12 protein-coding genes are annotated in these 12213 nt (G+C 65.9%); 7 read left to right on the top strand and 5 right to left on the bottom strand.

The window, feature by feature from the left end; translation table 11 throughout:
* Nucleotides 1-2: 2 nt before the first annotated feature.
* A complete protein-coding gene (locus AYJ57_RS19190; protein ID WP_066109800.1) occupies nucleotides 3-848 on the bottom strand; it encodes an amidohydrolase family protein in 846 nt (281 codons plus the stop codon).
* A gap of 38 nt (nucleotides 849-886) precedes the next feature.
* On the bottom strand, nucleotides 887-1684 hold the full coding sequence (locus tag AYJ57_RS19185; RefSeq protein ID WP_066109797.1) for an IclR family transcriptional regulator: 798 nt from the start codon (nucleotides 1682-1684) through the stop codon (nucleotides 887-889).
* A gap of 152 nt (nucleotides 1685-1836) precedes the next feature.
* Between AYJ57_RS19185 and AYJ57_RS19180 the strand changes: the two genes are divergently transcribed.
* The 7 genes from AYJ57_RS19180 to AYJ57_RS19150 all read left to right on the top strand — a co-directional run bounded on the left by AYJ57_RS19180 (nucleotide 1837) and on the right by AYJ57_RS19150 (nucleotide 8194).
* A complete protein-coding gene (locus AYJ57_RS19180; protein ID WP_066109794.1) occupies nucleotides 1837-3144 on the top strand; it encodes an ABC transporter substrate-binding protein in 1308 nt (435 codons plus the stop codon).
* Between the two features lie 67 nt (nucleotides 3145-3211).
* On the top strand, nucleotides 3212-4108 hold the full coding sequence (locus tag AYJ57_RS19175) for a carbohydrate ABC transporter permease (protein WP_066109791.1): 897 nt from the start codon (nucleotides 3212-3214) through the stop codon (nucleotides 4106-4108).
* Nucleotides 4108-4974 (top strand): carbohydrate ABC transporter permease, encoded by an 867-nt coding sequence (locus AYJ57_RS19170; protein ID WP_066109789.1) that lies wholly within the window; start codon nucleotides 4108-4110, stop codon nucleotides 4972-4974. The genes AYJ57_RS19175 and AYJ57_RS19170 overlap by 1 nt, the downstream gene beginning before the upstream one ends.
* A gap of 3 nt (nucleotides 4975-4977) precedes the next feature.
* A complete protein-coding gene (locus AYJ57_RS19165; RefSeq protein WP_066109787.1) occupies nucleotides 4978-6069 on the top strand; it encodes an ABC transporter ATP-binding protein in 1092 nt (363 codons plus the stop codon).
* A 9-nt stretch (nucleotides 6070-6078) separates the two neighbouring features.
* Nucleotides 6079-7122 carry a Gfo/Idh/MocA family protein gene (locus AYJ57_RS19160; RefSeq protein ID WP_066109784.1) on the top strand — a complete coding sequence of 348 codons (1044 nt, stop codon included), beginning with the start codon at nucleotides 6079-6081 and terminating at the stop codon, nucleotides 7120-7122.
* Entirely contained in the window at nucleotides 7122-7577 is a 456-nt protein-coding gene (locus tag AYJ57_RS19155; RefSeq protein WP_066109781.1) for a MaoC/PaaZ C-terminal domain-containing protein, read from the top strand. Before AYJ57_RS19160 ends, AYJ57_RS19155 begins: the two co-directional genes overlap by 1 nt.
* A 137-nt stretch (nucleotides 7578-7714) precedes the next feature.
* Nucleotides 7715-8194 carry a CYTH domain-containing protein gene (locus AYJ57_RS19150; RefSeq protein ID WP_066109778.1) on the top strand — a complete coding sequence of 160 codons (480 nt, stop codon included), beginning with the start codon at nucleotides 7715-7717 and terminating at the stop codon, nucleotides 8192-8194.
* A 158-nt stretch (nucleotides 8195-8352) separates the two neighbouring features.
* Here AYJ57_RS19150 and paoC read toward each other — a convergent pair whose 3' ends face one another.
* The 3 genes from paoC to paoA are packed head-to-tail and all read right to left on the bottom strand — an operon-like array spanning nucleotide 8353 to nucleotide 12108.
* Nucleotides 8353-10551: an aldehyde oxidoreductase molybdenum-binding subunit PaoC gene (gene paoC, locus AYJ57_RS19145; RefSeq protein WP_066109775.1), complete on the bottom strand. Its 2199-nt coding sequence runs from the start codon at nucleotides 10549-10551 to the stop codon at nucleotides 8353-8355.
* Nucleotides 10552-10555: 4 nt separating this feature from the next.
* On the bottom strand, nucleotides 10556-11506 hold the full coding sequence (locus AYJ57_RS19140) for an FAD binding domain-containing protein (RefSeq protein WP_066109772.1): 951 nt from the start codon (nucleotides 11504-11506) through the stop codon (nucleotides 10556-10558).
* Entirely contained in the window at nucleotides 11503-12108 is a 606-nt protein-coding gene (gene paoA / locus AYJ57_RS19135; protein WP_066110475.1) for an aldehyde dehydrogenase iron-sulfur subunit PaoA, read from the bottom strand. Before paoA ends, AYJ57_RS19140 begins: the two co-directional genes overlap by 4 nt.
* Nucleotides 12109-12213 lie beyond the last annotated feature (105 nt).

Genomic DNA, 12213 nt, shown 5'->3' with positions numbered 1-12213 from the left:
GTTCAGAGCTTCCAGATGCGCGCCGCGTTGCCCTTGTAGAGCGCGGCGCGTTCATCCCCGCTCCACCCGGAGACGATCGCCCTAGTGGCCGCCACCCAAGTGGAGAGCCCGCCGCCCAAGGTGCAGACCGGCCAGTCCCCGCCCCAGCAGATGCGCTCCGGCCCAAAGCTCTGGGCGGTGTGGTCGACCCAGCGGCGCAACTCGTCCAGCGTCCAGTCCTCGCCGCCATAGGCGATCACGCCCGAGATCTTGGCGCTGACGTTCGGACGCCGCGCGAGATCGGCGAGCGCCTCCGCCCATGGCTCCCAGCCACCCCCGGCGATATCCGGAACGCCGCAATGGTCGAGCACGAAGCGCACATTCGGCGCGGCGTCCACCAGGTCGATGGCGAGCGGCAACTGACGTGCCAAGACGCAGAGATCGAACGGAAGGTCCTTGTCTGCCAGCAGGCGCAGGTTCGCGCGGAAGGTCTCGGTCTGCGACAGCGCGTCAGGCACCACATGCAGCGGACGGCGGAACCCCACCACCAGCGACCGGGACGCCGCGCGGTCGAGGAACTCCGGAAAATCCTCTGCCTCGGGGCGGCAGGCGGCGATCACCCCCTTGAGCGGAAAGACCCCCTCCTGCGCCACCTCCTCGAGCCACTGCGTCTCGGCCTCGATCTGCGCGTCGGCGACATCCACCTCCATGTGCAGCGCGCCGGTGATGCCGAGGCGCCGCGCCTCCTGCGCATAGGTCTCGAGCGGCCAGTCTCGGTCGAGCGGCGGAGCGCCCGACAACCACGGGTACTCCAGCCGCGCTCGGTTCACGAGATGCAGATGGCTGTCCAGGATCGCATCGTCCGACATGAAGTCCTCCCTGAGTGATGCATTCACTCAAGAATGAATCATTCAGATGCGAATGTCTCCCCCTCAGCCCCATTGCCAGCGAAGCGCGAAAGCGCGGCGGTGGTTTCCAGCAACGCCTCGGTCGCCTCTTCCGGGCTGGGCGCGCCTTCGCTATCCACCAGCGGCAGATAGGGGATGGTCACGGCAGCAATCGCCTCGCCGCCCGGCGCAAGCACGGGCGCGGACAGGTTGGTCACCCCGACGGTCTGCGCCGAGGGTTTCACCTCATAGCCGCGCGCGCGCACCATCTCGAAGCGCGACTCGAGCTCGGGCGGGATGTCGCGCGCCGGGGCGCCGGTGTCACGGTTTTCGGCCACCATCATCTGCCGCCGCTCGGGACTGGCGAAGGCCAGCAGCACGTTGCCCGAGCCGGTGTCGAACAGGTTGATGTGGCTGCCGACGCGGATCGAGATGCCCCAGTAGCCCGGCGCCTCCTGCTGGGCGATGACCACGGCATTGCCCCGGTCGAAGACAACCAGTTGGTTCGCCTGCCGGGTACGCTCGGACAGATCGCGCAGCAGCGGCGTGGCCAGCGAGGCCAGCCGACGCGTCGGGGCATGAAACTGCGCCATGCCGAACATCTTCAGCGTCAGCGCATAGCGGTCCCCCTCGACCCGCGCGACATAGCCGCGCCGCGCGAGGCGTTCGAGCATGCGGTAGAATTCATTGGGGGACCGTCCGAGCGCCTTGGCGATCTCGGACTGGGTGAGCCCGCCTTCGATCCCCGCCAGCAACTCGAGAATATCGAGCCCCTTGTCGAGGGCCGGCGCGCGGTAACGGTCAGCGGTGTCGGTCATTCTGCTCTCTGTGAATTTCGTCATTCATATAAGAATACCCTCTGCACATCCAGCGGAAAACCTTGACAGGCGGGCACGGTCGGTATTTGCATATAAATAGATTATCCATAAGTGAGCAAATTTTGTCTCGCGGATTTTCAGGGAGGAGAACCATGAAATATCTGACCACCGCCTCCGCGGCGGTGCTGGCGCTTGCCAGCGCGGCCGCCGCGCAGGATCTGCCCGGCAGTTTTGAGGGCGTCACCATCGAGGCCAAGCTGATCGGCGGCCAGCAGTATGAGCCGCTTTATGCGCGCATCGCCGAATGGGAGCAGGCAACGGGCGCCAAGGTCGAGGTGATCTCGAAGAAGAACCACTTCGAGCTTGATCGGGAGATCAAATCCGACATCGCCACCGGCCAGCTGGGCTGGTGCGTCGGCTCGAACCATTCGTCCTTTGCCCCGCAATACCCCGGCATCTATGTCGACCTGCGCGAGTATCTGCCCGACGAAGCGCTGGCCGATTTCGTGGCGGGCAACATCGAGGCCGCCACGCTGGACGGCAAGCTGGTGATGCTGCCGCGCGCGCAGTTCGACGTCTCGGCGCTTTATTACCAAAAGAGCCTTTACGAAGACACCGCCAAGGCCGAGGCCTTCGAGGCGGAATACGGCTATCCGCTCGCGGTGCCGGAGACCTGGGAGCAGGTCGCCGATCAGGCGAAATTCTTTGCTGACGCGCCGAATTTCTACGGCACTCAATATGCGGGCAAGGAAGAGGCCATCGCCGGGCGCTTCTACGAGATCCTCGTGGCCAATGGCGGCGAATTCCTCGACGCCGATGGCGCGCCTGCGTTCAACTCTGAGGCGGGCGTCGAAGCGCTGAACTGGTTCATCGACCTCTATGCAGCCAAGGCCGTGCCTGCGGGCGTGCCGAACTACCTGTGGGACGATCTGGGTCAGGGCTTTGCCTCGGGCACCGTCGCGCTGAACCTCGATTGGCCGGGCTGGGCCGGGTTCTTCAACGATCCCGAAGCCTCGAAAGTGGCGGGCAACGTTGGCGTCGCACCGCCGCCCAAGGGCTCGGCGGGCATTCGCTCGGGATGGTCGGGCTTCCACGGCTTCTCGGTGACGCAAGACTGCGAGAGCCCCGAGGCCGCCGCGTCGCTGGTCTGGTTCCTGACCAACGAAGACAGCCAGAAGCTGGAAAGCGCCGCTGGGCCCCTGCCCTCGCGCACGTCGGTCTGGGAGCATGTGATCGCCGAAGCCGAAGGCGACGCCTATCGCACTGAAGTGCTGCAGGCCTTCCAGACCGGTGCCGAGACCGCTTTTGCGGTGCCGAAAACGCCCAGCTGGATCGAGATCACCAACGTGCTCTACCCCGAGCTGCAGGCCGCGATCCTTGGCGACAAGAGCGCGCAAGACGCGCTCGACACGGCCGCCGAAGAGGCGACCTACGTGCTCGAAGACGCGGGCGAGCTTTGAGCCGCCCGGCGTAATCCCTGCCACGGGCCGCGTCCGCGCGGCCCGCTTCCCCTGACAGGAGACAACGATGAAGGCCTCGCGCCTCCCCCCTCATATTGTGCTGCTGCTGCCGGCGGTGATCGTACTGGCCGCGGTGGTCGTGCTGCCGCTGGCGCTGTCGCTGTGGTCGAGCTTTACCCCTTTCCGCCTGACCAGACCCGAGTCCGTCTACAGCTTTATCGGCTTTCGGAACTACCAGCGCATCTTTGGCGACATGGATTTCTGGATCGCCTTCGGGCGCACCGTGCTGCTGCTGACCGTGGCGCTGAACCTCGAGATGCTGATCGGCCTCGGCCTTGCGCTGCTGGTGGACCGTCAGACCCGTGGCCAGCGCGTGCTGCGCACCATCCTGATGTTCCCGATGATGTTCTCGCCGATCCTCGTCGGCTTTCAGTTCAAGTTCATGTTCAACGACAACGTCGGTCTGGTGAACAACGCGCTGCAATCGCTGGGGCTGACCGATCAGGCGATCCCGTGGCTGATCGACGGCAAGCTGGCCTTCATCGCCATCACCGTGGCCGAGATCTGGTCCTCCACCGCCGTTTTCGCGATTTTCATTCTTGCCGGGTTGATGGCCATGCCGCGCGAGCCGCAAGAGGCCGCACGGGTCGACGGCTGTACGCCGTGGCAAACCTTCCGCTATGTCACATGGCCCTTCCTGATGCCATTCGCCTTCATCGCGATGACCATCCGCAGCCTCGATGTGGCGCGGGCCTATGACATCATCAAGATCATGACCGACGGCGGCCCGGCGGGCCGGACCGAGGTGCTGTGGACGCTGATCGCCCGCACCGCCTATTCGGACGCGCGCATGGGGATGGCCAACGCCATGGCTTATGTGGCGATCCTGCTCTCGGTCGCCTTCACGGCCTATTTCTTCTCCAAGCTCGGCAAGGCCCGGGCGCAAGTCGCGGCGGACTGGTGATGGACGAGAACACTTCTGCAAGACTGAAAAAACGCAGCTCTGGCTGGGCTCTGAACATCGCGCTGTTCATCTCGATGATGATCATCTGCCTGCCGGGTCTGTGGATTGTGCTGAACTCACTGCGCCCGACGGTCGAGATCATGGCCAAGCCGCCGGTCTGGATCCCGCGCGAGCTGTCGTTCGATGCCTATGTCGACATGTTTTCTGGCGTCGGTCAGGGCGGCATCCCGGTGATCGAGTACTTCCGCAACTCGGTGATCATCGCCGTCACCTCGACGGTGATCTCGCTGGCGATCGGCATGTCCGGCGGCTACGCCTTCGCGCGCTACCGCTTCAAGGGCAAGTCGGCGTGGTTTCTCGGCCTGATGCTGACCCGCACGGTGCCCGGCATCGCGCTGTCGCTGCCGCTGTTCTTTCTCTACGCCAAGACCGGGCTGATCGACACGCACGCAGGCATGATCATCGCCTATGTGGCGCTCAACGTGCCCTTCACCATCTGGCTGATCGACGGCTTCTTCCGGCAGGTCCCGCGCGATCTGGCCGAGGCGGCGCAGATCGACGGCTGCACCCGCTGGCAGGCCTTCTGGCAGGTCGAGTTCCCGCTCGCCCGCCCCGGCATCGCCAGCGCTGGCATCTTCGCCTTCCTCACCTCGTGGAACGAGTTTGCGCTGGCCAGCCAGCTCACCCGCTCCACCGACAGCAAGACCCTTCCCGTGGGCCTGCTGGATTACACCGCCGAATTCACCATCGACTGGCGCGGCATGTGCGCGCTCGCCGTGGTGATGATCATTCCGGCGCTTCTTCTGACCTATGCGGTGCAAAAGCACCTCGTCTCGGGCCTGACCTCGGGCGCGATCAAGGGATAAGACATGGCCACGCTCACTCTATCCACACTCGACAAGAAATACGGTGCCTTCCACGCGGTAAAGGGCATCGACCTCGACGTCGCCGATGGCGAGTTTGTCGCGCTCGTCGGCCCGTCGGGCTGCGGCAAATCCACCACGCTGCGGATGATCGCCGGGCTCGAGGACATCTCGGGCGGTGAGTTGCGCATCGGCGAGCGGGTGGTCAACGACCTGCCGCCGCGGGATCGCAACATCTCGATGGTGTTCCAGTCCTACGCGCTCTACCCGCATATGACGGTGGCCGAGAACATGGGCTTCTCGCTGAAGATCGCCGGGCGAGATGCCGCCACCATAGACACCGCCGTGAACGAGGCCGCGCGCATCCTCGACATCGAGCCGCTGCTGGAGCGCCGCCCGGCGCAGCTTTCGGGCGGCCAGCGCCAGCGCGTCGCCATGGGCCGGGCCATCGTGCGCGACCCGGACGTGTTCCTGTTCGACGAGCCGCTGTCGAACCTCGACGCCAAGCTGCGCGGCCAGATGCGCACCGAGATCAAGCAGTTGCACGCGCGGCTCGGCTCCACCGTGGTCTATGTCACCCACGACCAGATCGAGGCGATGACCCTCGCCGACCGCATCGTCATCATGCGCGGCGGTGTGATCGAGCAGGTTGGCAGCCCGGACGAGGTGTTCAACCGCCCCGCCTCGCGCTTTGTCGCCAGCTTCATCGGCTCGCCGCCGATGAACATGGCCGAAGCGGTGGTCACCGGCGGCGCGCTGCGCATGGACGATGGCACCACTCTGCCGCTGCCGCCCGCGTTCAACGTCGCCGAGGGGCGGCGTGTGGTGCTGGGGCTGCGCCCCGACGACGTCTATCCCGAGGGGCATGGCATCCACAGCGAAAGCGGCCACGCGGTGGAAAGCCGCGATCTGCCGGTGATGCTGTCCGAGCCGCTGGGCAATGAGACGCTGCTGTTCACCGAACTGGGCGGCCAAAGCTGGACGGCGCGGATGCTGAACCCACGCAGCGTGAAGCGCGGCGAGATGCTGCGCTTCCATCTCGACCTGTCGCGCGCCCATCTATTCGACGCCGAGACCGGGCTGACCCTGCGCGGCTGAGGAGTGAAGATGGACACGCTGAAACAAGACTGGACCGCGCCCGGCACCCGCCGCCCGATCGTCATCTTTGGCGCGGGCTCGATCGTGCGCGACGCGCATCTGCCCGCATGGGCCGCAGGCGGCTATGAGGTGGCCGGGATCACCGATCCCGATCATGCCAAGGCCGAGGCGCTGGCCGCTGAACATGGCACACGGGCGCTTTCTGCCGAAGAGGCGCTGGCGGTGCCGGATGCGCTCTTTGACCTTGCCACGCCGCCCGATGCCCATGCCGGGATCCTTGCCCAACTGCCGAAAGGCGCGCCGGTGCTGATCCAAAAGCCCATGGGCAGCACGTTGGACGGCGCGACAGAGGTGCTGCGCATCTGCCGCGAGCGCGATCTGCTGGCGGCGATGAACTTCCAGCTGCGCTTTGCCCCTATGGCGGTGGCGTTGAAGGACGCCATCGACAAGGGCCAGCTGGGTCAGGTGGTCGATATCGAGATGCATGGCGTGCTGGCGACGCCGTGGGGCCTCTGGACCTTTCTCGAGGGGCTGCCGCGGATCGAGATCGCCATGCATTCGATCCACTACCTCGACCTCATCCGCCACCTCGTGGGCGACCCCAAGGGCGTCTCGGCCCGCACGCTCGGTCATCCGAGCCACGCCGTCGCGCAGACGCGCACTGCGGCGATCCTCGACTACGGCCCCGAGTTGCGCTGCCTGCTCTCGGTCAACCACGACTGGGACTTCGGGCGCCCGCATCAGGCCTGCGAGCTGCGCGTCGCGGGCACCAAGGGCGCGGCCTATATGAAGCTCGGCGTGAACCTCGACTATCCCAAGGGCGAGCCCGACGTGCTGGAGATCAACGACGGCAGCGGCTGGCAAGCGATCCCGCTCACCGGCTCGTGGTTCACCGAAAGCTTCACCGCCCGCATGCACAACCTGCAGCGCGCCGCCGCCGGAGAAGAGGCGCTGATCGCCCCTGTCGCGGACGGCTGGCGCACCATGGCGCTGGTCGAGGCCTGCTATGCCGCCTCTGCCGCGCCGCTGACCCCCATTCAGGAGACCCCGTGATGGAACGTCCCCGCTACCTTGATGAGATCGAGATCGGCGAGATCCGCGAGACCTATGGCCGCACGATCACCGAGACCGATTTCGTCGTCCACGCCGGGCACACCGGCGATTTCTTTCCGCATCACATGGACGCTGAGTTCATGGCCAAGTCCGAGTTCGGCGGGCGCATCGCCCATGGCACGATGATCTTTGCCATCGGGGTCGGGCTGACGGCGACCGAGATCAACCCGCTCTCGTTCTCTTATGGCTATGACCGGCTGCGCTTCGTCCGGCCCGTGTTCATCGGCGACACCATCCGCACCCGCGTCACCGCCGCGCGCAAAGAGGACGACCCAAAGCGCCCGCAGTCGGGCAAGCTGTTCGAGACGGTGCAGGTGCTCAACCAGCGCGATGAGGTGGTTCTGGCCTGCGAGCACATCTACGTGGTGCAGAAGAAACCGGCACCTGCCGCCTGAGCGATGCACCTGAGCCGGGCCGTCTTGGCACGGCAGCCGATCCGCGCAGCTGTGACAATCCCGGCCTTGTTAATCTTTGGCAAGGCTGGGAGACTGCGCGCGACTCGCCGCCTCGGAGCAGACACCGCGGACCAGCCATGGCCAAGGAAATCGAGCGTAAATTCCTCGTCGCCTCGGGTGACTGGCGCCGCGCCGCGACCCATAAGGTTGAGATACGCGATGGCCTGCTGGCGTTCCGCGACGGACGCAAGGTGCGGGTGCGTTTCTACGATGATCGCGCCACGCTCAGCGTGAAGGGGCCGAAGTCCGGCCTCACCCGCGATGAATTCGAATATGAGATCCCGCATGGCGATGGGCTGACGCTGCTGGAGCAGCATTGCGATGGCGAAGTGCTGCGCAAGACCCGCCATTTCGTGCCCGAAGGCGCAGACGTCTGGACCGTCGATGAATATCACGGGGTGCATGAAGGGCTGGTGGTCGCAGAGCTGGAGCTTGCCACCGAAGAGACCCCCTTCGAGCGTCCGTGCTGGCTTGGCGCGGAGGTCACGGGCAAGAGTCGCTACCGCCAGTCTTCGCTGTTCAAAGAGCACCGCCGGGTGATGAAGCGCACGGGCTGAGGCCGCATTGTCCGAGAGTATGTCGCGATCAACGGCTCTGTTCGCCGGGGTCCGCTGCGGCGTGTTGGCGGCCGATCCCTACGCGGGATGAACCCACCCAGAATGAAAATGCCGCGCCAGCGAAGGGCCGGCGCGGCGCTCGATCAGGGCGGAGGAGATCAAACCGCCGGCAGGTGATCGAGATACTTATCGAGCGTCATCGGATAGTCGCGCACGCGCACGCCGGTGGCGTTGTAGACCGCATTGGCCACGGCGGCGGCGACACCGCAAAGCCCCAACTCGCCGACACCCTTGGCCTTGAGCGGCGAGGCGATCTCGTCGAGCGTGTCGAGGAACAGCACCTCCTGCGCGGGGATGTCCATATGCACGGGCACCTCGTAGCCGGCGAGGTCATGCGCCGGGAAGTACCCACGGCCGGTGTCGATCGCCATATCCTCCATCATCGCGGCGCCGACGCCCATCACCATGCCGCCGATCACCTGACTGCGCGCGGTGATCGGGTTGAGGATGCGCCCAGCGTCACAAGCTGCCAGCATCCGGCGCAGCCGGATCTCGCCGGTGCCCACATGCACGCCCAGTTCGACGAAATGCGCCGCGAAGGTCGAGACCACATGCTCGTCGCGGGTGCCGCCGAACTCCATGCTGTCCTCGGCGACCAGCTCTCCATCCGATGCCAGCGAGGCGAGCGTGACCTCGGTCTCTCCGGTGCTGACCGAGCCACCCGCAAAGCTGAGCGTGTCGGCGTCATTGACCTTCAGCTTGCCAGCGATCTGCTCGCGCAGCGCAAGGCAGGCGGCATAGGCGCCCGCCGTGGCGCTGGCCGCGCCCCACTGCCCGCCCGAGCCTGCCGAGACCGGAAAGGCACTGTCGCCGAGACGGACATCAACCGCATCGAGATCGACGCCCATGGTCTCTGCCACGGTCTGCGCAAGGATCGTGTAAGACCCGGTGCCGATGTCGGTCATATCCGTCTCGACAATGATCCGGCCCGTGTCCTGCAAGCGCAGCCGCGCGCCGGACTTCATCACCGGCCCGCCGCGGTAGGCCCCTGCCACGCCATGCCCGATGAGCCATTGCCCATCCCGCGTCGCGCCCGGCGCGGTGTTGCGCTGGTCCCAGTCAAAAGCCTTGGCCCCCTCGCGCAGACATTCGACGAAATGCCGGTCGGAAAAGCTCTTCTCCGGATCTTCGGGGTCCACCTGCGTGTCGTTCATGGCGCGGAACTCCACCGGGTCCATGCCCAGCTTCTCGGCCATCTCGTCCATCGCGATCTCGAGCGCCATCAGTCCCGAAGCCTCGCCCGGTGCGCGCATCGCGTTGGCCTCGGGCAGATGCATCTCGGCCAGATGTTTGACGATCAGCCGGTTGTCCCCGGCATAGAACTTGCGGGTCTGGTCCACCGCGTCCTCGCCCGAGCCACCGGGCAGCGTGTGCGAGATCGCCTCATGGGCGATGGCGGTGATCTTGCCGCTTGCTTCCGCCCCGATGCGAATGCGCTGGATGGTCGAGGCGCGGTGCGTGGTGTTGTTCATCACAATGGGCCGCGGCAGCATGACCTTCACCGGCTTTTGCAGCTTGCGGGCCGCCAGCACCGCCATGACCGCATCGGCGCGGAGGAACAGCTTCGCCCCGAAGCCGCCGCCGATATAGGGGCTGTCGACACGGATGTCGTCCGCATCCATTTCCAGCGTGGTGGCGAGCGACTGGCGATCCCATTCGATCATCTGGTTCGAGGTCCAGACCGTCAGCTTGCCATCCTGCCATTCGGCGATGCTGGCGTGGGGCTCCATCATCGCGTGGCTGTGACTGGGGGTGCGGTATTCCTGCTCGAGCGTCACATCGGCGGCCTCAAAGGCGGCTTCGAAATCGCCGACGCGGGACACCGGGTCGGAACTGTCGCCCTTCTTCTGCTGCCAGACCGCTTCGAGATCGAAGCTGCCCTTGGTGACCTCATAGTCGACCTTCACCAGCGCGGCGGCGGCGCGCGCCTGCTCAAAGCTTTCCGCCACCACCACGGCGATGGCCTGATGGTAGTGCCAGATCTCGGCACCGCCAAAAAGCGGCGCGGTGTGCATGCCCGAAGGCGTGGGCATCTCGCCGACGTCCAGCGTGGTGACAACGCCGACAACACCCGGCGCGGCCTCGGCGGCGGCGGTGTCCATCTTGGTGATGCGGCCCTGCGCGATGGTCGAGACCACCGGGTAGCCCACAAGCTGCCCCTCGGCCACATCGTGGCGCTCGTAGGCGTAAGGCGCGCGCCCCGAAACCTTCAGCGGGCCGTCGATGCGCGTGGCCGGGCGTCCGACGTAGCGGGCATTGTCAAAGATGTTCTTTCCGGCGGGTTGATCGAATTTCATGATCTCACTCCTCTGCCAGCATGGCGGCAAGCGTGCGCGTCGCCAAGGTGATCTTGAAGGCGTTCTCCTCGGTCGGGCGTGCGCCCTCCAGCAGCTTCGCCATGACGGCCTCTGCGCCTTTGGGCAGTTCCGCATCCGCCTCGGCAGAGCGCCACGGCTTGGGCGCGACGCCCCCCAGCGCCACCCGCCCGGTGCCATCGGGCTGGCGGATCAGCGCCACCGAGATCAGCGCAAAGGCATAAGACGCCCGGTCGCGGACCTTATGGTATTTGTGCACGCCGCCCACCGGCGCGGGCAGGGTCACCGCAGTGATCATCTCGCCGGGTCGCAGCACGGTTTCCTGCTCCGGCGTGTCACCGGGCAGAAGGTGGAAGTCTTCGAGCGGGATGCTGCGGGCGACGCCGCTTGGGCTCATGGTCTCGACCACCGCATCCAGCGCGCGCATCCCCACCGCCATGTCGGACGGATGGGTCGCGATACAGGCATCTGATGTGCCGATGACGCCAAGCTGACGCGAAAACGCCCCCTCGCTCAGCGCCGCGCAGCCCGTTCCGGGCGCGCGTTTGTTGCACGGCTGGGCAGTGTCATAGAAATACGGGCAGCGGGTGCGCTGGAGCAGGTTGCCCGCCGTGGTCGCCTTGTTGCGCAACTGGCCTGAGGCACCCGCCACCAGCGCGCGGGTGAGCACCGGATAGTCCCGGCGAATGCGCTCATCTGCGGCCAAAGCGGTGTTGCGCACCAGCGCGCCGATGCGCAGCCCGCCTTCTTCGGTTTCGGTGATCTCATCAAGGCCAAGCCCGTTCACGTCGATCAGATGCACCGGGGTTTCGATCTCGAGCTTCATCAGGTCGAGAAGATTGGTGCCGCCCGCAATGAACTTCGCACCCTCGACCTCGGCGGCGCGTGCGGCGGCGTCGATGGGGCTGGTGGCCCGCTCGTAAGAGAACTCCCTCATGTGCGTGCTCCTTCGCTCTGCTCTTCGGCAACCTGCGTGATGGCCGCGAGGATGTTGGCATAGGCGCCGCAGCGGCAGATGTTGCCGGACATGCGCTCGCGGATCTCTGCCTCGGTGGCTTCGATGCGGGTGGTCAGATCGGCCGTGACATGGCTGGGAATGCCCGCCGCGATCTCTTCGAGCACCGATTTGGCCGAGCAGATCTGCCCCGGCGTGCAATAGCCGCATTGGAACCCGTCATGCTCGACAAAGGCCGCCTGCATCGGATCGAGCGCCTCGGGCGCGCCGAGCCCTTCGATGGTTTCCACCTCGTCGCCATCATGCATGACCGCAAGCGACAGGCAGGAGTTGATGCGTTGCCCGTTCACGCTGCAGGTGCAGGCGCCGCATTGGCCGTGGTCGCAGCCTTTCTTGGTGCCGGTAAGCTGCAGGTGCTCGCGCAGCGCGTCGAGCAGCGTGGTGCGGTTGTCGACGGTCAACTGGTGCGTGGTGCCATTGACGTTAAGGCTGACGGTGCTGGTGGCAGGCCCGACCGCGCCTTTGGATGCCGATCCGGACAGAGCGCCGTCGCGGCTCGGGTTGAAGTCTGTATCTGGGGGCATGGTCATTTCCTGTGTATCTGGCTGGCGCCGGGAGGCGGCGGCTGGGTCGGAGGAGCGGTTTCGGCTCAGGTAGCCGGACAATGCGCGACAGCCACGTCGCGCGGC

It is taken from the genome of Salipiger sp. CCB-MM3 (genome assembly GCF_001687105.1).
GTDB lineage: Bacteria > Pseudomonadota > Alphaproteobacteria > Rhodobacterales > Rhodobacteraceae > Salipiger.
This window is presented reverse-complemented; position numbering and strand designations above follow the sequence as displayed.